Origin of the sequence: Agrobacterium leguminum (genome assembly GCF_005144435.2) — a bacterium.
GTDB classification, from domain to species: Bacteria; Pseudomonadota; Alphaproteobacteria; order Rhizobiales; family Rhizobiaceae; genus Agrobacterium; species Agrobacterium leguminum.
This window is the reverse complement of sequence record NZ_CP120212.1, coordinates 90,277-114,677: the sequence shown is the minus strand read 5'-3', so window position 1 is coordinate 114,677 and position 24,401 is coordinate 90,277. Positions and strand designations below refer to the sequence as shown.

Here is a 24,401-nt window from a genome sequence, read left to right as displayed (position 1 = left end):
GACGGGAGAGAGGAAATGTCGAAGGGAGCTTTCGTGGTGATCGCAGAATTCCGGGTGAAACCCGAGGCGATGGACGCCTTTCTCGATGCGGCGCGCGATGACGCCAGGCACTCGGTTCAGGATGAACCGGGCTGCCGGCAATTCGATGTGGTGCGGCCGGAAACCGGAAACAATGTGGTGTTCTACGAGGTCTACGACGACAGACAGGCTTTCGACGATCATCTGAAGACACCACATCTCGACCGGTTTCGGGAAGCATTTCCCGCCCTCATCGAAGAAGAACTGCCGGTGCGTTTCCTGAACCGGCAATGGCTCTGAAAGATGGAAACGATGGCTGACATTCGCCGGATCGCCGTTATCGGAACGGGTATCATGGGCGCTCCGATGGCGGGGCGTCTGGCGGAGGCCGGGTTTTCCGTCAAGGTCTGGAACCGCAGCGCTGAAAAAGCTGCGGTTCTGGCGGAGAAGGGCGTGCTGGCGGCGGCAACGGCTGCCGAGGCCGTGTCCGAAGCGGATGCCGTGCTCTGCATGCTGAGTTCCGGGCCGGTCTGCAACGAGCTTCTGCTCGGCCCATCGGGCGTCGTTTCAGCCATGAGGTCCGGCGCGGTTCTGCTGGTCATGAGTTCCATTCCCGTCGAGACCGCAATGGAACAGGCGGAGGCGGCGAGGGCATGCGGGGTCAGATATGTCGATGCGCCCGTATCCGGTGGTGAAAAGGGAGCGATCGAAGGAACGCTCGCCATCATGGCCGGCGGCGAACAGCAGGATGTGGATGCGCTGCGGCCGCTCCTCGGTTGTCTGGGGCGCGTCACCCATGTCGGCCCGGTGGGCTGCGGTTCTCTGGCCAAGCTCGCCAACCAGCTGATCGTCGCCTCGACGATCTGCGCCGTCGCCGAAGCTCTGACCCTTGTGGAAGAGGGGGGAGCGGACCCGGCGCAGGTGCGCCACGCTTTACTTGGTGGCTTCGCCGATTCCACGGTCTTCCGTCAGCACGGAAAACGCATGGTGGAAGGCGATTTCCGTCCCGGCGGACCGGCGAAATATCAGGTGAAGGATACGTCCACGGCGCTGGCCTTCGCCAGAAGCCGGGGCCTCAGACTACCGGTCGGCGAGGAGGTTGACCGGCTGTTCCGCTCCATGGTCGAGCATGGCGCGGGCGAGCTTGATCACAGCGGTGTGATCCTTGAAATTAAGCGCATGAATGCGTTCGGAGGAACGCTCGAAACTGTTTGAGATACAACAAAGGGAGGAACACATGAAAATTTCAAAACTTTACGGGCTGGCTCTGGCCGCCACCATGCTCGTGGCGTCCATCGCACAGGCGGAAACGCTGACACTTTCGACGCCCGACGCGGATACGTCCGAAATCACACTCGCCGCCAACAAATTTGCCGAAATCGTTTCGAAAAAGACCGACGGCAAGCTCAAGATCAAGGTGTTTCCGAACGGCACGCTTTATGGCGGCGACCCTTCGGCGGGCGTCAAGCAGCTGGCGGGCGGTTCGCTGGACATGCTGTTGAACTCGACCTCGCTTTACGCCACCTTCAATCCCAAGTTCACGGCCATCGCCATTCCCTACCAGTTCCGCGATATCGACCAGCTCAGGGTCTATCTCGACAGCGATCTCGGCAAGGAACTTTCCACCGATCTCAGCAAGATCGGCATTCTCGGGCTCGATCTCTGGTCGCGGCCGCTGCGCCAGATCACCAATTCCAAGGCGCCGATCAAATCGCCGGCCGATCTCAAGGGCATGAAGCTGCGCGTGCCGAACAATCCGCTCTGGGTCGAATTCTTCGGCGCCATGGGTGCGGCCCCGACACCGATGGCCTTTGCCGAGGTCTATAACGCCCTCCAGCTCAAGGTCGTCGACGGACAGGAAAATCCGGTCAACGTGCCGGTCAGTGCCAAGCTTTACGAAGTGCAGAAGTACCTGACGATCAGCAATCACATCGCCGACGCCTGGGTGCTGGGCATGAACCCGGCCCGCTTTGAAGGTCTCGATGAGAACTTCAAGACCGCGCTGAAGGAAGCAGCCACCGAGACCGAAGCCTGGAAGGCTCAGAACGACGCTGCCGATATCGACAAGTCGCTCGAGACGCTGAAGAAGAACGGCATGGAGGTGAACACGCTGACCGACGACGAGCGCAAGGCTTTCGTGGCGGTGGCGGCCGGGCTTTCGGCAAAGTTCTCCGCGCTGGTGAAAGATCAGGCGTTCTTCGACAAGACGCAGGCTTTCCTCAAGACGAACTGACGTTTTGCGCCGGTGGATGGCCGGATCTCGGTCCGGCCTTCCCCCACGTCAGCAAGGGTTGTCTTGCCGCTAGAGCATTTCCAGGAAAAGTGGAACCCGGTTTTCCGTCCGGAAATGCGTCAGAACAAAGAGTTAGAGTGTTTTCGCGGTTCGAAGAAAAGCGAAAAAACTCTATGGCAGTGCGGCATTCGTTTTACCGGATATCCGGTTTCAGCAGTGGAAGGGTATTGTCATGAACGATACGAAACCTTCGGTGCTCGGCACCATCGTTAAACTCATCGCCGATGTGGCCGCAGGAGCGGCCTGTGCCGGCATTCTCATCGTCGTTCTTCTTCAGGTCATCGGCCGCCTAACCGGCAGCCCGCTTCCCTGGACCGAGGAGGCGACGCGTTTCCTCTTCATCTGGATGGTGTTCCTCGGCCTCGCCGCCGGCTTCCGCACCGTTGAAAGCGCCCGTGTCGTGGTGTTTCTGGTGCTGTTTCACCGCTTCTTCCGGCGGCTGGCGGTGCCGATCTATGTCGGTTCCTCGGTATTCTTTTTCGGCATGATGGGCTGGACGGGCCTGACCCTGGTGCGCCAGCAGATCATGATGAACGAGACCGCCGCGACCCTGCCGATCCCCATGTGGACCATCGGCATCGTGTTGCCGGTCTCCGCCATCATCGCCGTGCTGGCCATCATCGAATCGCTGCGCAGCCGCCGGGAGCTCATCGCGCTTCCCGAGCTTGGTCTGCCGGCGGATGAGATCGCCCATGCCGATATCTCTATTTCAGCAGGACATTGAGCCATGTCGGTCTTTCTTCTCATCGCCTTTTTCGGTCTCAGCATGCTCGGCGTGCCGCTTGCCATCGCGCTGGCGCTCGCCAGTGTCGGCACGCTGTGGCTCTTCACCTCCATGCCCATGGACCTGCTGTCGCAGACGATGTTCTCGTCGATGAACTCCTTCCTCCTTGTCGCCGTTCCGCTTTTCATCCTCGTCGGCACCGTCATGGAACGAGGGCGTGTGGCGGAGCGCATCTTCGATTTCGCCGAAGCCATGGTCGGCTGGCTTCCCGGTGGGCTTGGCCACGTCAACGTCATCTCTTCGGTGATCTTCTCCGGCGTTTCCGGCTCCTCCGTTGCCGATATCGCCTCGGTCGGCGCCATCGAGATCAAGGCGATGGAACGCCATGGATTTCCGAAGGGCTATGCCGTCGGCATGACGCTCTGCACCTCGACGCTCTCCTCGATTATCCCGCCGTCGATCCTGATCGTGATTGCCGGCTCCATCGCCAACGTATCCATCGGCACGCTGCTGATCGCGGGTCTGGTGCCCGGCCTCTTCATCGCCTTCGCCTTTCTGGTTTTTAACCACTTCTATTCGGTGCATTACGGTTACAATCCGCCGACACCCTTCAATTTCCGTCTGGTCGTCGTCACGGGTCTTCGCGCCATCCTGCCGATGCTGACGCCACTGATCCTCATCATCGGCATTGCCAGCGGCCTGTTCACGCCGACGGAGGCCGCAGCCATCGCGGTGGTTTACGTAGCGGTGCTCGGCGTCATCGTTTACCGCACCCTGCCGCTACGCGAACTGCCGGAAATATTGATCTCGACCGCGCGTATCTCGGGAACCATCCTGTTCATCGCCGCCACCTCGCAGCTCGCCGCCTGGGTCTTCACCTTCGATGGCCTGCCGGAACAGGTCGCCGATCTCCTGAAGGCCATGAACCTCGGGCCAATGACCGGCATGCTTGTCATCTTCGTCTTTCTGCTCATCATCGGCATCTTCATGGAAGCGATCCCCGCCATGTTCATCCTCATTCCGGTGCTGATGCCGCCAGTGGAGGCGCTGGGCATCGATCCGATCCATTTCCTGATCGTGACTGTCATGACGCTGACGCTCGGGCTGGTGACGCCGCCGGTGGGGGTCTGCCTGTTTGCGGCAGCACAGGTGGCGAATATGAAAATCGAGGATGTCATTCGAGGTTCGCTGGCGCCGATGACGGTGCTGACGCTTGCCATCTTCGCGCTGGTGCTGTTCCCGGTGCTGACGCTTGGGCCAATCAGGCTGATGGGGCTTTATTGACGCGAAAACGGATTGCCTGAACCATCAGACAACGCGACGGGCTTGCCACTCGTCGCGTTGTTTTCGCATCCACTCCAGAAACAGCATGACTTTTCTCTGCCGCAGATGGGAATGCGGGCAAACGATCCATTGGGTGACGAGCTTGATGCGCGGTGCGTCCGTCACGGCCGGGATCAGCATTTTGTCCTGCAGCTCCCGCTCCATCATCAAGGTGCTTTCCAACGCCACGCCGATGCCGAGAACGGCGGCATCGATGGCCATGTGGCTGCGGTCGAACAGGACCCGCCGCCAGCGCTTTTCGGCTGTCACGCCAGCCAGCGGGAACCAGTGGTTCCATTGCGCCTGCGCCTTGACCGAATGAATCAGCCGCTGGTTCTGCAATTCCTCGGGCAGAAATTTACCCGCACCGGGATACTTCGGCGAACAGACCGGCAGGAATTCCTCCTCCACCAGCCCTTCCACGAAGAGGCCCGGCCAGCGGCCATCGCCGTGGCGCAATTCTATATCGACAAGCTCCTGCGAAAAATCGGTTGGCTCGTTGGTGCCGTCGAGACGTACTTCCAGTTCGGGATGCTCCTCGAGAAACGAGCCGAGACGCGGCAGCAGCCACTTGTTGGATATGGTCGGCGTCGCCCGGATCGTCAGTGTCGTGACCGAGCGGAAACCGCGAATGCTGTCCGTGGCATCCGCGATCTGTTCGATCTGCGCGGTGATCATCGAAAAATACCGCTCGCCCGCTTCGGTCAGCGTCACCTTGCGGCCGGTTCGCGCCATCAGGGTCGTGCCGAGCTGGCCTTCCAGTAACTGGATCTGCTGGGAAATGGCCGAAGGGGTGACGCTCAACTCTTCCGCCGCTCGGGAAATGCTGCCCGCCCTTGCCGCGGCGTGGAAAACGAGGATCGATTTTATCGGGATTTGCATGGGTAGGGCTTTGCTCAACGGAATACGGCGGTCACCTGAGTATCACAGGTGACCGCCGTGTTGAAAAGCGTTGAAGGCTCAGCTTTTAGCGGTGGCTCGGCAGTTTCGGCAGGAACACCGTGAGCAGGCCGAGCAGCGGCATGTAGGAGCAGATGCGGTAGACGAATTCAATGCCTTCCTTATCCGCATAAACACCCAGAACCGCAGCGCCGATACCGCCGAAACCGAAGGCGAAACCGAAGAACATGCCGGCGATGAGGCCCACACGGCCCGGCACGAGTTCCTGCGCGAAGACGACGATGGCCGAGAAAGCGGAGGAGAACACGAAGCCGATGACGACGACGAGAATGGCCGTCCAGAACAGGTTCGCATAGGGCAGCAGCAGCGCGAAGGGAATGACGCCGAGGATCGAGAACCAGATGACGACGCGTGAGCCGAAACGGTCGCCGATCGGGCCGCCGAAGAACACGCCCAGTGCCGAAGCGCCGAGGAAGAGGAACAGCAGAACCTGCGCGTCCTGTACGCCAAGGCCGAACTTGTCGATGGTGTAGAAGGTGAAGTAGCTGGACAGGCTGGCGAGATAGGCATTCTTGGTGGCGGTCAGAACCACCAGCACCAGAAGCGTCATGATCACCGTGCCACGGGCAAGGGGAAGGGTGCGGCTGGCCGGGGCCTTGCCGACGGTTGCGCGGCGGTGGCGGGTGTACCAGACGCCAACCCAGGAAAGCACGCCAAAACCGACGAGTGCGATCAGGGAGAACCAGCTGAGGCTGGACTGCCCGAGCGGGATGACGATGAAGGCGGCAAGCAGCGGACCGATGGCCGTGCCGGTATTGCCGCCCACCTGGAAGAAGGATTGCGCCAGACCGTGGCGGCCGCCGGATGCCAGGCGTGCGACGCGGGAAGCTTCCGGATGGAAGATCGCCGAACCGATGCCGATAAGGCAGGCGCCGATCACCAGAACCTCGAAACTATGGGCGAAGGCGAGCGTGATGAGGCCGGCGCAGGTGGACAGCATGGCGACGGGCAGGGAAAACGGCATCGGCCAGCGATCCGTCACCATGCCGACGACCGGCTGCAGCAGCGATGCGGTGACCTGAAAGGCGAAGGTAAGCAGGCCGATCTGCACGAAATCGAGCGCGTAATTGGCTTTCAGCAGCGGGTAAAGCGACGTCAGCAGCGATTGCATGATGTCGTTCAGCATATGGCAGAAGCTGGCGGCTGCGATGATTGAAAACGCCGTGCGTTGCGGATTGAAGCTGTTGCCGGCGCTGGTAACAGTGGCCATGATGAAGTCCTCTCGGGTTCCCGGCGGAAGGCGGGAAACATGTCTTTATTTCTTCCCGCTTTTATTCATATTGTTTCTGGCCTGCATTTGTGTTCTGGACGATTTTCTTTGTGAGTGGGCCAAATGACTAAAATCAATTCCATGATGTTCGGTTCCTTTTCGGCCGAAGACCATAACTACATGCTGAAACTGATCGATGGCACCAACGAGCCGGTGCTGGCGATTTGCCGCACCTATGCCACGGGACATCGGGCGCCGGTCCACAGCCATCTCCGGGCGCAGATCTGGCACGCCCGCCGGGGCGTGGTTCTGGTCAGCACCGCGGATGGTCGCTGGATGATACCGCCCGGCCATGGGCTGATTATTCCCGCCGGACTGGAACACGAGTCAGAGACCATCTCGACGGTGGAAATGCAATCGATATACGTGCATCCCGACCTGTTTCAGGCCGAAGTGCCGCGGGTGGTGGAAATCACCGATCTCGCCTCCAGCCTGATTGCGGAACTGCTGGGCGAAGAGCATGAGCCGCCCGCCTTTCATCGGCGCGGTCTGGTGCGGGCGCTGTTGCTGGATGAGATCAATCGTCTGCCCGAACGGCCGCTCGGACTGCCATTTCCCGATAATGAGCGTCTGGCGGCGTTGTGCCGCGATTTCCTGAAAAAGCCGGTGGCGCGGGTGGAGATCGACGACTGGGCGGCGGCCATGGGCATCAGCCGGCGTTCTTTTACGCGGCTGTTCCGCAAAGAACTGGGGTTGAGTTTCGTCACCTGGCGCCAGCAGGCCTGTATCTTCGCCTCACTGCCGAGACTGGCGGCCGGCGAAGCGGTGACGAATGTGGCGCTGGATGCCGGTTATGAAAACATACCGGCTTTCACCACCATGTTCCGGCGAATGCTGGGCAGTTCACCAAGGGCCTATCGGCAGGCGGCGCGGCAGCGCGGGGGAGCTTTTTCCGACTTGGACGACATAGGAGACTAGGCTTAACGCTCCTCATCCCTGTGCTTGTCACAGGGATCCAGCCAGCCCAAGTCTTTGGGCTGAAAAGAGTCTTTACCGCCGCGCAGACGCGCGTCGGCTGGATTCCTGTGACAAGCACAGGAATGAGGGGTGGAGATAGGACGCGTCGGCACTAGGCACGTTGCTACGGTAACGGCTGCGTCGGAATACCCTAAGCCGCAGTCGCCCGCATGTCGCGGCGGAAATCGGAAGGCGACATGCCGGCGATTTGGCGGAACGCCTTGTTGAAGGCGCTGACGGAGCCGAAGCCGCTTTCCATGGCGATCTGCAGGATATTGTCCTTGCCGGTCATCAGCATCGCCTGCGCGCGGGATAGCCGGAGCAGGGTCAGATATTTGATCAGCGTCATGCCGGTGGATTTTCGAAACAGGTTCATCGCATATTTCGGATGCAGCGATGCGGCGCGGGCAATATCGGTCGCGTCGATATCATCGAGAAAATTGGCGGCGATGAAGTCGCACATGCGCACCACGCCGATGGAGGGCGCCATGCCCTCGTCATCCTGTCTGCGTTTTCCATTCATGGCCGAGGATATGACGGAGTAAGGCTCCAGAAACATCCGCTCGACCCGGAGCAGCAGTTCCTCCACCGCGTGCTGAGCTTTCGCCGGATCGCCCGAGGTGACGTAACGGAACCAGCGACCGAAATTCTCCGCATCTGCCCGGTCGGTCTCAGCGCTCACCATCGTAGCACCACCCATCAGCTGGCTGGAGACCGTGGCGGGCAGCCGCATGCGGAAGAAGTGCACCAGCGGCAGGTGCGCACCGGCATAAAAGGAATCGTCGGAGGAATGGTCCATCTGATGCGGCTGACCGCCCCAGAAAATGCACATCTGGCCGGCGTTGAGCGTCAGGTCATGGTCGCCCATGCGATAATGCACCGACCCCGACATGACGTAATTCACTTCCACCTGCGCGTGCCAGTGGGGCCTGAGCATGATGGGCGGATGATTGTGAAAAAGCTGCAGCGTCGTCGGCATGCCTTCGATGCTGCTTGCACCCGGCTGGTAGAAGGCTCTTTCAGCAATCTTACTTTCCGCCAAATCGATGTTCCCTTTTTACGAGACAGATTTCCTGCCGCCGCTAATGTGCCCATGTTCGCTGAAGAACGGCAATTGAAAAAGGGAGGTTTTCAATGTGCTTGAAATTTCTTGGCGCGTCTACGGCCATGCTGCTTCTCGCAGCCCCGGCTTTCGCGCAAACAGAAACCGTCACCATCTGGAGCTGGAACGTCGCGGCTTCCGCGCTGAAATCCACGGTAGAGGGCTTCAACAAGCAGAATCCGGATATCAAGATCGTCGTTGAAGACCTTGGAAACAATCAGGTTTTTGACAAGACACTGGCTGCCTGCGCAGCCGGGGGCGATGGTCTTCCTGATATCGTCACCATTGAAAATTTCGAAGCGGAACTGTTCTGGAGCCGTTTTCCCGATTGTTTCGCCAATCTGACCGAGCTTGGCTATACGCCCGAGAAACAGGCGCTTTTCCCGGATTTCAAGCGCACGGAGCTGGAAGTTGACGGCGTCGCCTATGCGGTTCCGTGGGATTCCGGTCCGGTGGCGGTATTTTATCGCCGCGACTTCTATGAGAAGGCAGGCGTCGATCCGGCCACCATCAAAAGCTGGGATGATTTCATCGCCGCCGGCAAGAAGGTCATGGCCGCCAATCCCGGCACCGTCATGGCGCAGGCCGATTTCAACGGCGACAGCGAATGGTTTCGCATGATCGCCAATGAGCAGGGATGCGGTTACTTTTCGACCGATGGCCAGAACATCACCATCAACCAGCCGGCCTGTGTCGCGACCCTTGAAAAGGTCAAGGAAATGAAGGACGCCGGCATCATCACGGCGGCGATCTGGGATGAAAAAATCCAGGCCAATACGGCCGGCAAGGCCGCCAGCCAGATGTATGGCGCCTGGTATGAAGGTACGGTTCGTTCCGGCTCTCCCGATCTTTCCGGCAAATGGGGCGTCTATCTGATGCCGAGCCTGACGCCGGATGGTCCGCATGCGGCCAATCTCGGCGGTTCGTCGCTGGCGATCAGCTCGACATCCGAACACAAGGAAGCCGCGTGGAAATATATCGACTATGCGCTGACCACCAATGAAGGTCAGGTGACGATGCTGAAATCCTTCGGCCTCGTTCCCTCGCTGCTGTCCGCCATCGACGATCCTTTCGTCAAGGAAAAGCAGGCCTATTGGGGCGGGCAGGCGGTGTGGACCGATATTCTCGCCACCCTGCCGAAGATCGTGCCGAGCCGCGGCACGGCGTTCCAGTCGGATGCGGATGCGATCTACAAGGCGACGCAGACGAAATATTTCGCCGGCGGTTATCCCGATGCGAAAGCAGCGCTTGATGATGCGGCCAAGCAGATCGAAACGGCCACCGGTTTGCCGGTCGCGGAGTAAGCCGGCGGCTGTTTATGAACCGAGTGGGTGCCACGAATCTCTTCTCCCCGAGGGGGAGAAGTCCGCGGCAGCGGGATGAGGGGGCGAGGGTAGCGATATTCGGTGAGCCAGCCCCCTCATCCGACCCTTCGGGCCACCTTCTCCCCGGCGGGGAGAAGAAACACGCCGCAACACCCTGCGATGGCATTGGCCCTTAGAAACGGGGCCGGGCCTTTCTGAAGCTTTTCCATTTATCCGGCAAAACCGCCGGCATCTGGAGGTCGTCATGCCGTCAAGGAACAGGATCGCTTATGCGTTCCTTGCGCCCTATCTTCTGATTTTCGCCACCTTCTGGGTCTGGCCGATCATCAGCTCGTTCATGCTGTCGTTCCAGAACACGCGCATAAACCCATGGCGGTTTGCGCCTTCCATGAACTGGGGGCGGCTCGTTTCCGATCCGGCCTTTTATAACGCGCTCTACAATACGCTGATCATTCTGGTCATTCAGGTGCCCGTCATGATCGCGCTCGCCACCGTCATGGCGGTGCTGTTGAATTCGCCGCTCCTGAAGGCGCGGCCGCTTTACCGCTTTGCCTTTTTCGCGCCTGTCGTCGTTGGCGAGGTGGCCTATGCGGCTGTCTTCCGGCTGATGTTCAGCGCCGATTTCGGCATCATCAACAAGCTCATCACCTCAGTCGGCCTTTCGCCAGTCTCCTGGTTCGACAATGCCAATGCGGCCATGGCGCTCGTCATCATCGCCGTCACGTGGCGCTGGGCGGGGTATAATGCCATCATCATCCTGGCCGGCCTGCAATCCATCCCCGGCGATGTCTATGAGGCGGCGACGCTGGACAAGGTGAGCAAGCGGCAGCAGTTCTTTTACATCACCTTGCCGTTGCTTAAACCCATCATCCTGTTCTGCGTCGTGCTCTCGGTCATCGGCACCATGCAGCTGTTTGCCGAACCCTTCCTCATCACTAACAGGGGCGGGCCGGGCGGCGGCACGGAGACGCTGGGGCTGTTCCTTTATCGCCAAGGCTTCACCTCGCTCAATTTCGGTTACGCCTCGGCCATCGCCTACACCATGGCGGCGCTCGCCATCGCCATTTCACTCCTCAATCTCTGGGTCGGGAGGGAGCCGAAATGAGATCGAAATCGAGATCGCTCTTCTGGCAGAAGATCGCGCTGCATGCGGTGCTGACACCGCTTGCCATCGTCTGGCTGTTTCCGCTGTGGATGATGTTCGTGTTCTCGACCATGCCGGATTACGGCATTTTCAGCCCGGACATTGTTCTGGTGCCATCCACCAATTTCGTCGAGAATTTCAACAATCTGCAGGCGGATACCAATTTCCTCAGGGCCATGTTCATCTCGATCACCGTCGCCGTCATTTACACGGTTCTTTCGGTGTTTCTGACGTCGATGGCCGGCTGGGCGCTGGCGCGTTACCGTTTTGCCGGGCGCGGGGTGGTGATCGCCATCATTCTCGGCACCATTACCCTCCCTTTCGCCGTTGTCGTCATTCCGCAATTCATCATGGTGGCGCGGGAGTTCAAGCTCGCCAACACCTGGGTGGCGCTGATCGTGCCGCCGCTGTTCAACTCGCTCGGCGTGCTGTTCATGCGGCAATCCTTTTCGATGATGCCGACGGAGCTTTTCGATGCGGCACGGGTGGAGGGCGTCAAGGAATGGCAGATATTCCTGCGCATCGCCCTGCCATTGGCGCGACCCACCATGGCGGCGCTGTCGATCATCCTCTTCCTGGCGTCGTGGAACAATTATCTCTGGCCGCTTCTCATCAATTCCCGCCCAGGAATGATGACCGCACCCGTGGCGCTTGGCACCCTCATCGGGCTGACCAAAGTGTCATGGGGCGGCATCATGGCCGGCGCGGTGCTGCTCACCGCACCCATTCTCGTGGTTTTCGTTGCTTTGCAGCGCCACTTCATCGCCGGCATTTCCGCCGGGGCAGTCAAGTAAGGGGAGGCCGCATGGCGGAACTTTCGCTCAAAAACGTCGTGAAGCGTTATGGCGCGCTGGAAGTGATCCATGGCGCAAATCTCGAGGTGAAAGACGGGGAATTCGTCGTTTTCGTCGGCCCGTCCGGCTGTGGCAAATCCACGCTTCTCAGAATGATCGCCGGGCTGGAAGATATTTCCGGCGGCGATATCGTGATCGGCGGCAAGACGGTCAGCGATGCCGATCCGGCCGATCGCGGCATTGCCATGGTGTTCCAGTCCTATGCGCTTTATCCGCATATGACGGTGGCCGAAAACCTCTCCTTCGGCCTCCGGATGAACGGCAACCCGAAGGCCGATACGCAAAAGCGGGTCAACCGCGCCGCCGAAATCCTTCAGATCAACGAGTTGATGGAGCGCCGCCCGAAGCAGCTTTCCGGCGGCCAGCGCCAGCGCGTGGCCATCGGCCGCGCCATCGTGCGCGAACCGCAGGTCTTCCTGTTCGACGAGCCGCTGTCCAACCTCGATGCCGAATTGCGGGTGCAGATGCGCGTGGAAATCTCGCGCCTGCACAAGCAGCTCGGCACCACGATGATCTATGTCACCCACGACCAGACCGAGGCGATGACGCTGGCCGACAAGATCGTGGTGCTGCGGGCCGGCAATATCGAACAGGTCGGCGCGCCGCTCGATCTTTACGACGATCCCGCCAACCGCTTCGTTGCCGGTTTCGTCGGTTCACCGAAGATGAATTTTCTGGAAGCCACCATCGTCGGCAGCGGCGCGGAGGACGTTACGCTGTCGCTCGACAGCGACCCTGCGGTGCGGCTGAGCCTGCCGGTCACTGCGCGTTTGAACGAGGGAGCCAGGGTCTCGCTCGGTATCCGGCCTGAACATTTTGCCGATGCGGGCGCGGGCGATGCCGATCTCACCGTTCATGTCGATGTCGCCGAACATCTCGGCAATACCAGCTATGTCTATGCCCGTACCGAAGGCGGCGAGCAGCTCATCATCGAGCGCCCGGAATCGCGCGATGTCGGTAATCGCGACCGGCTGACGGTCGGCCTTTCCGCCCGCAGGGCTTTCCTTTTCGACAGCAAAGGCGACCGCCTGCGCTGAACCCTTTCCCAAGCACCCAAGACTGATATGAAAGACGAGGATTTCATGACGACCGTACAACCGATCCGCTGGGGCATCATCGGCCCGGGCACCATTGCCAGAACCTTTGCTGATGGTATCGCCCATTCCCGCACCGGCAGGTTAGAGGCCATCGCCACCCGCAATCCGGATAAGCCCGGCCTTGCCGAGGCCTTCGCCGGTGCACGCATCATCCATGGCTACGATGCGCTGCTTGCCGATCCCGATATCGACGCCGTCTATATCGCCACACCCCATACCGGCCATGCCGAATGGGCGATCAAGGCAATCCGGGCCGGCAAGAACGTGCTGGTGGAAAAACCCATCGCGCTCTCGGCCTATGATGCCGACGCCATTTTCCACGAGGCGAAAAAGGCCGGCGTCTTCGCGGGCGAGGCCTATATGTATCGCCTGCATCCGCAGACGGCGAAACTGCTGGAGCTGGTGAAAGCCCGCACCGTCGGCGATATCCGCATCATCCGCTCCAGCTTCGGTTTCAACATGGGCTCGTTCCGGGCCGGTCACCGGCTTTTCGCCAATGAAACGGCGGGCGGCGGCATTCTCGATGTCGGGGGGTATCCGGTTTCCATGGTGCGGATGATCGCCGGCGCCGTGGATGGAAAACCTTTCGCCGAACCCGAAAAAGTGGCGGGCGCCGCCCATCTCGGTCAGTCGGGCGTCGATGAATGGGCCTCGGCTGTGCTGAAATTCGCAAATGGCATCGTCGCCGAAGTCTCGTGCTCGATCATGGCGGCGCAGGACAATGTGCTGCGCATCATCGGCTCGGAAGGGCGCATCGAGGTCAAGGATTTCTGGTTTGCCGCCGGCCACAAGGGTGGCACCGGCCGGATCGATATCATCAGGGGCGACAAGGTGGAAACCATCGAGTTGCCGGAGGATCGCTGGCTTTATTCCTTCGAAGTCGATGCGGCGGGTGAGGCAATTCGCCAGGGCAGACATGAATTCGCGGCACCCGGCATGGCCTGGGCCGATAGTCTCGGCAATCTGCGTGTCATGGACCAGTGGCGGGCTTCCGTCGGGCTCGAATACAGCGTCGAAAAGGCGACATCGCGCATCGGAAATATCGCCGGTGGCAAGGTCGTTGCCGGAAATTCGGTTCCCAAGCGGCAGATACCGGGCCTTGCCAAGCCCGCGTCCGTGGTCGCGCTCGGTTTCGAATTCTTCCCCAATTTCGCCTCCGCATCCCTGACGCTGGATGCCTTTTACGAGGCGGGCGGCAATCTCTTCGATACGGCCTATGTCTATGGCGCAGGCAGGACCGAAGCGATTTTCGGCGACTGGCACACCAGCCGCAACGTGCCGCGCGAAGAGATCGTGCTGATCGGCAAGGGCGCACATTCGCCGCTCTGCTATCCTGACATGATCGCAAAGCAGCTCGATCAATCGCTTGAGCGGCTGAAGACGGATTATGTCGATGCCTATTTCATGCATCGCGATAATCTGGACGTTCCGGTCGGCGAGTTCGTCGATGTCATGGATGCCGAAATCCGGCGCGGGCGCATTCGCGGTATTTTCGGCGGCTCTAACTGGACGCGTGAGCGCATGGATGAGGCGGCCGCCTATGCTGCGAAGAACGGTAAGCAGGCTCCGGCCGCGCTTTCCAACAATTTCTCTCTCGCGGAAATGCTCGATCCCATCTGGGCGGGCTGCGTCGCGGCATCGGATGACGAGTGGAAGGAATGGCTACAATCCCGCCAGATTCCCAATTTCGCCTGGTCTAGCCAGGGACGTGGATTTTTCACGGACAGGGCAGGGCGCGACAAGCATGACGATGAAGAAATCGTCCGCGTCTGGTATTCCGACCGCAATTTCGTCCGCCGCGACCGGGCGATCGAGCTTGCCCAAGAACTTGGGCGGCACCCGATCCATATCGCGCTCGCTTATGTCATCGCCCAGCCTTTCCCGGTCATTCCGCTGATCGGGCCGCGCACGATTGCGGAGCTGGAGGATAGTCTTTCGGCGCTGGATATTGCGCTGACGGCCGAGCAGGTGAAGTGGCTGGAGGCGTGAAAGGCAATGAGACGGCGGATCTATCCGCCGTCTCAACGACATTGGGCAAGACCTTGCCGCCCGTTTCTTCTCCCCGCCGGGGAGAAGGTGGCCCGAAGGGTCGGATGAGGGGGCAAGCTCTCGGTCTATCGCTAACGTCGCCCCCTCATCCCGCTGCTGTGGACTTCTCCCCGGCGGGGAGAAGAAACAAGCGGTAATCGCTCGCTCGAACTGACGATCTTCGGGGTGGAGATGTCATCTTCCACCTTCATTCCTCTCCTGGTGACTGGTAAAGCGTAGGTCCATAAACGTGTCGCGAAACACGGCAGCCAAACAATCACCGGGGTTCCCATGAGCGATATCGACCGAAGCCGTGCCCAGCAGCTGATGCGGGAAGCGGATATCGACGCGCTGGTGCTGTTCCAGCCCGAAGCCTTCCGTTATGCGGTCGGCGCCCATGCCGGTGTCGCGACCATGTGGGGCAGGGCCGGTTCGGCAATTGCGCTTGTGCCGGCTGATGCCGATGCGCGGCTTGCCGCTGTCGTCAGCGATCATGCCGCCCCGCTTGTCAGGAAGGCCGCGCCGGAGATCGATCTGCGCTGCCATCGCATCTGGATCGATATGGTCGATCTGTCGGGCGTCGAAACCATCGCGCAGGTGGACGATGCCTATCGCCGCAACAATTCCGGTGGTCCGAGGCCGGAGACGTTCGATCGCGCCGCCTGTTTCGGCCTGCTGGCCGACCTGCTGCGGGAGCGTGGGCTGTCGGTGGCGCGCATTGGCGTTGACCTCGAATTCATGCCCGCCGCCGATTTTCTGGCGCTGCGTCAGGCGCTGCCCGATGTCGACTGGGTTGACGGATCGGCCGTGCTGCGCCGTCTGCGCGCCGTGAAATCCGAGCGCGAGATAGGGCTTCTGAGGCGCGCGGCAGCGGCGGCTGAGGCCGGGCTGGTCGCGATGGCCGCTGCCGTCAAGCCTGGCGCGGCACTCGGTGGGCTTTCCGCCGCCTGGAAGGCCGGCGCGCAGGCCCATGCCGCGAAATCCGGGTTTTCGCTGAGCGGCCATTGGGATTACATATCCGTCGGACCCGCTTTGTCGGATATGGCGGCGGTTGTCACGCCGGGTGCGCTCATCAAGGCCGATGTCGGCACGCTGGTCGATGGTTATTCATCGGATGGCGCGCGGAGTTTTTCGTGGGGGCCGGTCTCTCCGCTCGCTGCCGATATTTTCAAGGCGCTGGAGGCGGCCTTTGCCCGTGGGCTGGAAGCGATTCGTCCGGGCAATACATTCGGTGCTGTGCACGCCGCCATGCTGGCCTCGATGCGCGGGCAAGGTTTCAGCGAATATTATCGCGGCCATTTCGGCCATTCCGTCGGCGGTGGCGTGGGCATCGAGGAATGGCCGTTCTTTTCCCATGACAATCCGGAAATTATTCTTCCTGGCACGGTCGTCGCGCTCGAAGCGCCGTTTTATGGCGAAGGGCTGGGCGCGCTGATGATCGAGGACCAGTTCCTCGTCACCTCCTCCGGCGCGGAATGCATGAACAGCCTGCCGCGCAGCCTGCGGGATTTATCGGCGGACTGAGCGCCGGATCAGAGGAAATCGTCGCGGCGCGGGGTAAAGCAGTCGATCAGCTCGCCCTCTTCCAGGCACAGGCAGCCATGCTCGATATGGCCGGGAATGACGAGACTATCGCCCTTCTGAAGATCGTAGGCCTCACCGTCGCGGTAAAAGCGGAAGCTGCCGCTGGCGACATAGGTGGATTGCACATGCGGATGGCTGTGCAGCCTGCCTTCGGCGCCGGTCTTGAAGCGGAAGGAGACCACCATCAGTTCCGGCGCTTCGGAAAGCACGGTGCGCTCCACGCCATCGTCGGGGGAAACGGTGGGGAAGGTCGGAAGCTGCTGCATATCGTTCTCCTCAGTCATGCAATGCGGTTTAAACAGGTAGTCTCAGCGCGGCGCGCGCAGCATGGAGCGATAACGCGTCTGGCTGCTTTTCAGGTGGCTGCGCATGGCGCTGCGCGCCGCCTCCTCGTCGCCGTCCTGTATCGCGATCAGGATCGCTTCGTGTTCACCGACGAGCCGGGCGAGATCGGCGGGCGAAAGCACGGTTTCCGTGCCGTTTTCCGCCACGGCGCGGCGTGGAATGAGGGTGGGGCCGAGCACCTGTAGAAACTCGCTGAAGCGGGGATTGTTGGTCGCTTCGGCAATGGCGAGATGGAAGGCGAAATCGGCCTCCGCCGTCGGCACGCCCTTAGTGGCGCTGGCGCGGAAGGCATCGAAGGCCTCAATGATCTTTTCCTCCTGCGCCGGCGAGCGGCGAATGGCGGCAAGACCGGCGGCGTCACCTTCCACGGCGGTACGCAATTCCAGCATTTCGATCAGCGACGAGACGCGTGCGAGATCGACATTGTGGAAGGGACGCCGCTCAGTGGGTGCGGGTTCCAGTACGAAAACACCCGCGCCCTGACGCGGCTCGACCAGACCGTCGGAGCGTAGCGAGGCGATTGCCTCCCGCACCACGGTACGGCTGACACCGAATTCCTGCGTCATCTGCGCTTCGGAGGGCAGGCGTTCGCCCGTCTTGTAACGACCCTTGGCGATCTGGCTGCGGAGTTCCTCCGAGACCTTCACCACAAGCGTTCTGCCTTGTGGAGCTGCCGGTTCGGAGCTTGTCGCTTTTGTCATCTTGGTCGCCGTTCTAAAAAATGTCGGTTGCGTGCACCGTTCCTCGATACGTCATTCGCGGCCTGGCATGCAATCCCGCCTTTTTCGCGGGAAAGGTCCGTGCGACATTTCACGTCTCCTTGAAGATCGGGTTGTCGACAAACACGCCACCCTGAAAGCGGACTACCGCGTCGCTCGGGTCCGGTTTGGGGGCGGTCCGGGCGATGTGCTCCCGGAAGGCCTCGGCATTATCCTTCGGTTTCCATCCAAGAAAGCCGAGATGCGAATTGTCCCACCAGCTGGCATCATTGGCCGACGCACCCCAGACGACCGGGCAGCCGAGAACGGGTGCGCGGAACGCCGCTTCGATCAGCGACACGAAATCGTCATGCGAGAACCATGTGGACAGCATGCGGTAATTGTTGGGTTCCGGGGTGCAGGAGCCGATGCGCACAAGCGCCGTCTCCTGTCCGAATTTCTCGAAATACAGGCGGGCGAGGTTTTCGCCGAAACATTTGGAAACGCCGTAGAGGCCGTCCGGGCGGAAGGGAACGTCGGGACCAAGCCGTTCGGTCTGGGGATAATAGCCGATCGTATGGTTGGAACTGGCGAAAACAATTCGCGGCTGGCCGTGGGCGCGGGCGGCCTCGTAGAGATTATAAAGCCCGATGATGTTGCCCTGAAGGATTTGTTCGAAAGGCTTCTCCACCGATATGCCGCCGAGGTGAACGATGCCGTCGCAACCGGCAACCATGGCGTCAACGGCGTCTGCATCCGCAAGGTCGCATTGCATGCATTCCTCGTTCGGGCCTGCCGGATCGAGCGGGGCGAGATCGGCAAGGCGAATGGTCTCGGCCATCGATGCAAGGCGTTTGCGCATGACGCGGCCAAGCTGGCCCGCAGCACCGGTAACAAGAAGCCGTTTCATTGCCATTCTCCCTCAGCGTTGCACGTCCCTGGCGTGGTCGAGATATGCCTATGCCTCTTGACCTTGTCATACAGATCGTACAAAAAGCGGATAACATATATTATGTGCCATACGCAACAATCATGAAGGATGAGTTTGATGTTGACCGTCGAAACAAGGCAGGCCGTGAACCCGGAATATGCAAAAACGCTGGATACCGAAGGGCTCCGCCGGCATTTCCTCGCCAACGACATGTTTCGTTCCGGCGAAATCAGGTTGATCTACACCCATTATGATCGCTTCGTGATGGGCGGCGCGGTGCCGAACGGTGCGCCGCTGACGCTGGACAAGGTGGAAGAAACCAAAACGCCGTCCTTCCTCGACCGGCGTGAGATGGGCATCGTCAATATCGGCGAGACCGGCACGGTCAGCGCCGGCGGCGAGACCTATACCCTCAATCGCGGCGATGTGCTTTATCTCGGTGCAGGCAGCGGCGCGGTGACCTTTGACGGAGCAGGGCGATTCTACATCACCTCCTGCCCGGCGCATCGCAGCCTGCCGGCAAAGCTCGTGACACTGGCCAATAGCAAGGAGGTCAAGCTCGGCGCGACCGAAACCTCCAACAAACGCACCATCAACCAGTTCATCCATCCGCTGGTCATGGAAAGCTGCCAGCTGGTGCTGGGGTATACGACGCTGGAGGACGGTTCAGTCTGGAACACCATTCCTTCCCACATTCACGATCGCCGCATGGAGGCGTATCTCTATTTCGGCATGGATGAGAAGTCGCGCGTGCTGCATCTGATGGGTGAGCCGCAGGAAACCCGGCATCTGTTCATTTCGAATGAAGAGGGTGCGATTTCTCCGCCCTGGTCCATCCATTCCGGCGCCGGCATCGGTTCTTACACCTTCATCTGGGCCATGGCGGGAGACAATGTCGATTACACCGACATGGACTTCATCCAGCCGGGAGATCTGAAATGAAGAATCCCTTTTCGCTTCAGGGGCGTAAGGCGCTCGTCACCGGCGCGAATACAGGGCTTGGCCAGGCGATTGCGGTGGGGCTCGCCGCGGCCGGCGCGGAGGTGGTCTGCGCCGCCCGCCGCGCGCCGGATGAAACGCTGGAGATGATCGCCAGGGACGGCGGCAAGGCCAGCGCATTGTCTATCGATTTTGCCGATCCGCTGGCGGCGAAGGACAGTTTTGCCGGAGCCGGTTTCGATATTCTCGTCAACAATGCCGGCATCATCCGCCGTGCCGATTCCGTCGAGTTTTCCGAACTCGACTGGGACGAGGTGATGGACGTCAATCTCAAGGCGCTGTTTTTCACCACCCAGGCTTTTGCGAAAGAGTTGCTGGCGAAAGGCCGGTCCGGCAAGGTGGTCAATATCGCTTCGCTCCTCTCCTTTCAGGGCGGTATTCGCGTGCCGTCCTATACGGCGGCGAAACATGGCGTCGCCGGCCTCACCAAGCTTCTGGCGAATGAGTGGGCGGCAAAGGGCATCAATGTGAATGCGATTGCGCCCGGCTACATCGAAACCAACAATACCGAGGCGCTGCGCGCGGATGCGGCCCGTAACAAGGCCATTCTCGAGCGTATTCCGGCCGGCCGCTGGGGCCATTCCGACGATATAGCCGGGGCGGCGGTTTTCCTTGCCTCGCCGGCGGCGGATTATGTGCATGGCGCCATTCTCAATGTCGATGGCGGCTGGCTGGCGCGCTGATCTGTTACAGATTTCAACAATTCATCATACAACATGTATGATGAATTGTTGACAAGCATGCGGCAACCGGGTTAGGTGGCTTCCAGTCAATGAATTTGCAAAGGAATACCAAACATGAACCCTGAACAAATCAAGGCGGCGCTCGGCTCCGGCCTGTTGTCTTTCCCGGTCACCCATTTCGATTCCGAGGGCCGTTTCGCTCAGGACAGTTACAGGGCGCATGTCGAATGGCTTGCCGGCTACAAGGCGCCGGTGCTGTTTGCCGCCGGCGGCACAGGTGAGTTCTTCTCGCTGAAGCCGGATGAAATTCCGACCATCGTTTCCGCCGCCAAGGATGTGGCCGGTGAAACCGCCATCGTTTCCGGCTGCGGTTACGGCACCGAGATCGCCGTCGATATCGCCCGTTCGGTCGAAAAGGTCGGCGCGGACGGCATCCTGCTTCTGCCGCATTATCTCATCGATGCGCCGCAGGAAGGCCTTTACGCCCACATCAAGAAGGTGTGTCAGTCGGTCGGCATCGGTGTCATGGTTTATAACCGCGACAATTCCGTGCTGCAGGCGGATACGCTGGCGCGTCTCTGCGACGAATGCCCGAACCTCGTCGGCTTCAAGGACGGCACCGGCGATATCGGCCTCGTTCGCCAGATCACCGCCAAGATGGGCGACCGCCTGATGTATCTCGGCGGCATGCCGACGGCGGAACTGTTTGCCGAAGCCTATCTCGGCGCCGGTTTTACCACCTATTCCTCGGCTGTCTTCAACTTCGTGCCGGGCCTTGCCAACGAATTCTACGCCGCCTTGCGTGCCGGCGAACGCGCCACCTGCGAGCGTATCCTGACGGAATTCTTCTATCCGTTCATGGCGATCCGCAACCGCGCCAAGGGTTATGCCGTCTCCGCCGTCAAGGCCGGCGTGCGCCTGCAAGGCTTCAACGCCGGTCCGGTGCGTGCGCCGCTGAAGGATCTGACCAATGAGGAAATCGGCATGCTCGACGCCTTGATCGGCACGCATAAGCGCAAAGCCTGATTTGGCGGCCTGATCGAGACAAGCGGGAGGGGAGCCATGAAGATCACAGCGGTGCGCACGCATCTGCTCGAACATTGCCTGGACACGCCGTTCGAAAGCGCATCCATGCGTTTTGATCGCCGCGCCCATATTCTGGTGGAAATCGAATGCGACGACGGGACCGTCGGCTGGGGCGAATGCCTCGGCCCGGCGCGACCCAACGCCGCCGTGGTCCAGGCCTATTCCGGCTGGCTCATCGGCCAGGACCCGCGTGAGACCGAGAAGATCTGGGCCGTGCTTTATAATGCCCTGCGCGATCAGGGCCAGCGCGGCCTCAGCCTCACGGCCCTGTCCGGCATCGATATCGCGCTGTGGGACATCAAGGGCAAGCATTACGGTGCTTCCATCTCGATGCTGCTCGGCGGGCGCTGGCGCGAAAGCGTGCGGGCCTATGCCACCGGCAGCTTCAAGCGCGATGGCGTCGACCGCGTTTCCGACAATGCCTCCGAGATGGCGGAGCGCCGGGCGGACGGCTTTCACGCCTGCAAGATCAAGATCGGCTTCGGCATCGAGGAAGACCTCCGCGTCATCGTCGCGGTGCGCGAGGCGATTGGGCCGGATATGCGGCTGATGATCGACGCCAATCACGGCTACACCGTCACCGAGGCCATCGCGCTCGGCAACCGCGCCGCCGACTATGGTATCGACTGGTTCGAGGAGCCGGTGGTTCCCGAACAGCTCGATGCCTATGCCCGGGTGCGGGCCGGACAGCCGATACCGGTTGCGGGCGGTGAGACCTGGCACGGGCGTTATGGCATGTGGCAGGCGCTTTCCGCCGGCGCCGTGGATATTCTCCAGCCCGATCTCTGCGGCTGCGGCGGCTTTTCCGAAACGCAGAAGATCGCGGCGCTCGCCACGCTGCACGGCGTGCGCATCGTGCCGCATGTCTGGGGCACCGGCGTACAGATTGCGGCAGCCCTGCAATTCATGGCGGCGATGACGCCCGATCCGGTGCGGGTCAATCCCATCGAGCCGATCATGGAATTCGACCGCACCTATAATCCGTTCCGGCAGGCCGTGCTGAGCGAGCCGATAGAGGCGGTAAACGGCGTCGTCACGATCCCGAACGGCCCCGGCCTCGGAATAGAGATCGACCGCGACGCATTGCTTGAATTCAGGATGCCAGACCCGTGAGCGAACTTGTCAGAAAACTGAGCGGCACAGCGCCTCGGCCCGCTTTCCCGAAAGGCGCCGTCGATACGCAGATGCATCTCTATCTGCGCCACTATCCCGCCCTGCCGGGTGGACCGGGCCTGCCGCCGGGCGCTCTGCCCGGACCGGAGGATTATCGCAGCCTCATGCAATGGCTCGGCATCGACCGGGTCATCATCACCCAGGGCAACGCCCATCAACGCGATAACGGCAACACACTCGCCTGTGTCGCGGAAATGGGCGAGGCGGCCCGCGCGGTGGTCATCATCGATGCGGGCACGACCGAAAAGGACATGGAACAGCTTGCCGCCGCAGGGGCCGTCGGTGCGCGTATCATGGATTTGCCGGGCGGTGCGGTAAACCTGTCCGAGCTGGAAGCCGTGGACGAGCGCGCGCATGCGGCCGACTGGATGGTGGCGGTGCAATTCGACGGCAATACGCTGCTCGATCACCTGCCGCGCCTTCAGAACATCCGCTCGCGCTGGGTGTTCGATCACCACGGCAAGTTCTTCAAGGGCATCAAAACCGATGGCCCGGAAATGGCGGGGCTTCTGAAACTCATCGACCGAGGCAATCTCTGGTTCAAGTTCGCCGGCGTTTACGAAAGTTCGCGTGAGAGCTGGCCCTATGAGGACATCGCCGCCTTTTCGCGCGTCATCGCCGCCCATGCGCCGGAGCGCATCGTCTGGGGCACCAACTGGCCGCATAATTCCATCCGCGAGACGGCGGCCTATCCCGACGATGCCCGGCTTGCGGAACTCATACTCGGCTGGCTGCCGGACGATGCCGCGCGCCATCGCGCGCTGGTGGAAAACCCGGAAGCGCTGTTCAAGCTGCCGCCAGTCACGGCGGCGTAGGTCAATCCTGGATGACCGGAATCCACCGCAGCAAGGCCCTGCTATGCCGGGGCCTTTTCCGTTTCAGTGGCGAGCAGCCTCTGCTGTTCGTGTTCGTCAAAGGCCATGAGATTGCCGTGCCGGCTGCGGCGTATGCGGTTCATATGGTCGCGCGGGCTTAAGCCGAGCGTGCGTTTGAACATGCGCGAGAAATAATAGGGATCGCCATAGCCCACTTCGGCCGCCGCCGCCGTAACAGAAAGCCCCGCCTCGAGAAAATGCATGGCGCGTTCCATGCGTTTGAACTCCTGATATTTCCTTGGTGTACGTCCGACGCGTTTTTGAAATTCGCGCAGAAAATAATCGCGATTATAGGGAGCCGCCTCGGTCGCCCGGCCGGCAATGTCGGGGTCGAGCGGATTGGCGGAAATCATGGTGATCGCCTTCATCACCGCAAGGTCGAGGCCTTCCGTGCCCTCCGGCTGGAAACTTGGCCGGTCCACCCATCCGAGGAAAGCGTCGTCGATGAAGGCGATGAGAAGCACCATAAAGAGATGGTGCTGGCCAAGCGTGACGGAGGAGGGCGGGGCGCTCTGCCGGTAGTGGCGCACCAGCGGTTCCAGCAGTGGCCAGCGGCTTAGCTTCACTTTGGGCTTCAGGTCCATCTGCGCGATCAGGTTGTGGCGGCCGTAGATATCCAGCGTGAAATGCTGCGCCACCCCGCGATAGGTGACGGCCTGCTCGTTCCAGCCGACAAAGCGCTGCCCCCGGAAAATCAGCATGGCGTCACCGGGTTCCAGCACCCGCGCCTCGCCATCGACGAGATAATGCCCGCGCCCTTCCAGGCAGATGATGAGATCGTCCACCTGGTTGGATTTGTCGATCTGCCAGGTGCGCGAATGCTCCATCTTGATCGTTGCGCGCGTCAGGTTGAGGTTGAGCGCCGCAGGCGGAACGGACGACAGAATTCCACCTTCGATTTCGTCCATCTTTTTCCTCGTCTTTGTTAATTC

General features: G+C 60.8%; 24 protein-coding genes. 17 read left to right on the top strand and 7 right to left on the bottom strand.

The features are described 5' to 3' along the window. Positions 1-15 precede the first annotated feature (15 nt). The 5 genes from CFBP4996_RS15075 (at position 16) to CFBP4996_RS15055 (ending at position 4,319) form a co-directional block, all read left to right on the top strand. Positions 16-318: a putative quinol monooxygenase gene (locus CFBP4996_RS15075; protein ID WP_080854701.1), complete on the top strand. Its 303-nt coding sequence runs from the start codon at positions 16-18 to the stop codon at positions 316-318. A 12-nt stretch (positions 319-330) separates the two neighbouring features. Further along, positions 331-1,233: an NAD(P)-dependent oxidoreductase gene (locus CFBP4996_RS15070; protein WP_080854917.1), complete on the top strand. Its 903-nt coding sequence runs from the start codon at positions 331-333 to the stop codon at positions 1,231-1,233. A gap of 22 nt (positions 1,234-1,255) precedes the next feature. Further along, on the top strand, positions 1,256-2,251 hold the full coding sequence (locus CFBP4996_RS15065; RefSeq protein WP_020812272.1) for a DctP family TRAP transporter solute-binding subunit: 996 nt from the start codon (positions 1,256-1,258) through the stop codon (positions 2,249-2,251). Between the two features lie 232 nt (positions 2,252-2,483). Then, positions 2,484-3,035, top strand: a complete 552-nt coding sequence (locus tag CFBP4996_RS15060) for a TRAP transporter small permease (RefSeq protein ID WP_080854702.1) — start codon at positions 2,484-2,486, stop codon at positions 3,033-3,035. A gap of 3 nt (positions 3,036-3,038) precedes the next feature. Next, positions 3,039-4,319 carry a TRAP transporter large permease gene (locus tag CFBP4996_RS15055; RefSeq protein ID WP_080854703.1) on the top strand — a complete coding sequence of 427 codons (1,281 nt, stop codon included), beginning with the start codon at positions 3,039-3,041 and terminating at the stop codon, positions 4,317-4,319. A gap of 24 nt (positions 4,320-4,343) precedes the next feature. Here the strand turns inward: CFBP4996_RS15055 and CFBP4996_RS15050 are convergent, their stop codons facing one another. After that, positions 4,344-5,240, bottom strand: coding sequence for a LysR substrate-binding domain-containing protein (locus CFBP4996_RS15050; RefSeq protein ID WP_080854704.1), 897 nt, complete (start codon positions 5,238-5,240; stop codon positions 4,344-4,346). An 85-nt stretch (positions 5,241-5,325) separates the two neighbouring features. After that, complete coding sequence (locus CFBP4996_RS15045) at positions 5,326-6,528, bottom strand: MFS transporter (protein ID WP_080854705.1); 1,203 nt, start codon at positions 6,526-6,528, stop codon at positions 5,326-5,328. A 123-nt stretch (positions 6,529-6,651) separates the two neighbouring features. Between CFBP4996_RS15045 and CFBP4996_RS15040 the strand changes: the two genes are divergently transcribed. After that, positions 6,652-7,506: an AraC family transcriptional regulator gene (locus CFBP4996_RS15040; protein ID WP_080854706.1), complete on the top strand. Its 855-nt coding sequence runs from the start codon at positions 6,652-6,654 to the stop codon at positions 7,504-7,506. 190 nt (positions 7,507-7,696) lie between these two features. Here CFBP4996_RS15040 and CFBP4996_RS15035 read toward each other — a convergent pair whose 3' ends face one another. Beyond that, on the bottom strand, positions 7,697-8,593 hold the full coding sequence (locus tag CFBP4996_RS15035) for a helix-turn-helix domain-containing protein (RefSeq protein ID WP_170988588.1): 897 nt from the start codon (positions 8,591-8,593) through the stop codon (positions 7,697-7,699). An 86-nt stretch (positions 8,594-8,679) separates the two neighbouring features. On the opposite strand from CFBP4996_RS15035, the gene CFBP4996_RS15030 reads away from it, so the two are divergent. The 6 genes from CFBP4996_RS15030 (at position 8,680) to CFBP4996_RS15005 (ending at position 16,619) form a co-directional block, all read left to right on the top strand. After that, complete coding sequence (locus CFBP4996_RS15030; protein ID WP_080854708.1) at positions 8,680-9,951, top strand: ABC transporter substrate-binding protein; 1,272 nt, start codon at positions 8,680-8,682, stop codon at positions 9,949-9,951. A 265-nt stretch (positions 9,952-10,216) separates the two neighbouring features. Further along, positions 10,217-11,077: a carbohydrate ABC transporter permease gene (locus tag CFBP4996_RS15025; RefSeq protein ID WP_065656190.1), complete on the top strand. Its 861-nt coding sequence runs from the start codon at positions 10,217-10,219 to the stop codon at positions 11,075-11,077. Next, positions 11,074-11,910: a carbohydrate ABC transporter permease gene (locus tag CFBP4996_RS15020; RefSeq protein WP_080854709.1), complete on the top strand. Its 837-nt coding sequence runs from the start codon at positions 11,074-11,076 to the stop codon at positions 11,908-11,910. The genes CFBP4996_RS15025 and CFBP4996_RS15020 overlap by 4 nt, the downstream gene beginning before the upstream one ends. Before the next feature lie 11 nt (positions 11,911-11,921). Continuing rightward, positions 11,922-13,007: an ABC transporter ATP-binding protein gene (locus tag CFBP4996_RS15015; protein ID WP_080854710.1), complete on the top strand. Its 1,086-nt coding sequence runs from the start codon at positions 11,922-11,924 to the stop codon at positions 13,005-13,007. Positions 13,008-13,052: 45 nt separating this feature from the next. Further along, complete coding sequence (locus tag CFBP4996_RS15010) at positions 13,053-15,056, top strand: aldo/keto reductase (protein ID WP_080854918.1); 2,004 nt, start codon at positions 13,053-13,055, stop codon at positions 15,054-15,056. A gap of 330 nt (positions 15,057-15,386) precedes the next feature. Next, the gene (locus CFBP4996_RS15005) at positions 15,387-16,619 is read left to right on the top strand and encodes a M24 family metallopeptidase (RefSeq protein ID WP_080854711.1); all 1,233 of its coding nucleotides are present in this window, start codon (positions 15,387-15,389) and stop codon (positions 16,617-16,619) included. An 8-nt stretch (positions 16,620-16,627) separates the two neighbouring features. On the opposite strand, the gene CFBP4996_RS15000 is transcribed toward CFBP4996_RS15005, so the two are convergent. From CFBP4996_RS15000 to CFBP4996_RS14990, 3 genes are all read right to left on the bottom strand, one after another. Further along, positions 16,628-16,945 carry a cupin domain-containing protein gene (locus CFBP4996_RS15000; protein WP_003522691.1) on the bottom strand — a complete coding sequence of 106 codons (318 nt, stop codon included), beginning with the start codon at positions 16,943-16,945 and terminating at the stop codon, positions 16,628-16,630. Between the two features lie 42 nt (positions 16,946-16,987). After that, positions 16,988-17,725: a FadR/GntR family transcriptional regulator gene (locus CFBP4996_RS14995; protein WP_020812260.1), complete on the bottom strand. Its 738-nt coding sequence runs from the start codon at positions 17,723-17,725 to the stop codon at positions 16,988-16,990. A gap of 109 nt (positions 17,726-17,834) precedes the next feature. Continuing rightward, complete coding sequence (locus CFBP4996_RS14990; RefSeq protein ID WP_059757062.1) at positions 17,835-18,632, bottom strand: NAD-dependent epimerase/dehydratase family protein; 798 nt, start codon at positions 18,630-18,632, stop codon at positions 17,835-17,837. Between the two features lie 138 nt (positions 18,633-18,770). Here CFBP4996_RS14990 and kduI point away from each other — a divergent pair, with 138 nt between their 5' ends. The 5 genes from kduI (at position 18,771) to CFBP4996_RS14965 (ending at position 23,409) form a co-directional block, all read left to right on the top strand. Beyond that, complete coding sequence (gene kduI, locus CFBP4996_RS14985) at positions 18,771-19,595, top strand: 5-dehydro-4-deoxy-D-glucuronate isomerase (protein ID WP_080820777.1); 825 nt, start codon at positions 18,771-18,773, stop codon at positions 19,593-19,595. Continuing rightward, the gene (gene kduD, locus CFBP4996_RS14980) at positions 19,592-20,335 is read left to right on the top strand and encodes a 2-dehydro-3-deoxy-D-gluconate 5-dehydrogenase KduD (protein WP_078053632.1); all 744 of its coding nucleotides are present in this window, start codon (positions 19,592-19,594) and stop codon (positions 20,333-20,335) included. The genes kduI and kduD overlap by 4 nt, the downstream gene beginning before the upstream one ends. A gap of 114 nt (positions 20,336-20,449) precedes the next feature. Continuing rightward, positions 20,450-21,361 (top strand): 5-dehydro-4-deoxyglucarate dehydratase, encoded by a 912-nt coding sequence (gene kdgD, locus CFBP4996_RS14975; protein ID WP_003522686.1) that lies wholly within the window; start codon positions 20,450-20,452, stop codon positions 21,359-21,361. A gap of 36 nt (positions 21,362-21,397) precedes the next feature. Continuing rightward, complete coding sequence (locus tag CFBP4996_RS14970; RefSeq protein ID WP_080854712.1) at positions 21,398-22,534, top strand: D-galactarolactone cycloisomerase; 1,137 nt, start codon at positions 21,398-21,400, stop codon at positions 22,532-22,534. Beyond that, entirely contained in the window at positions 22,531-23,409 is an 879-nt protein-coding gene (locus CFBP4996_RS14965) for an amidohydrolase family protein (RefSeq protein ID WP_080854713.1), read from the top strand. Before CFBP4996_RS14970 ends, CFBP4996_RS14965 begins: the two co-directional genes overlap by 4 nt. Positions 23,410-23,450: 41 nt before the next feature. On the opposite strand, the gene CFBP4996_RS14960 is transcribed toward CFBP4996_RS14965, so the two are convergent. Beyond that, on the bottom strand, positions 23,451-24,377 hold the full coding sequence (locus tag CFBP4996_RS14960; protein WP_080854714.1) for an AraC family transcriptional regulator: 927 nt from the start codon (positions 24,375-24,377) through the stop codon (positions 23,451-23,453). Between the last annotated feature and the right edge of the window lie 24 nt (positions 24,378-24,401).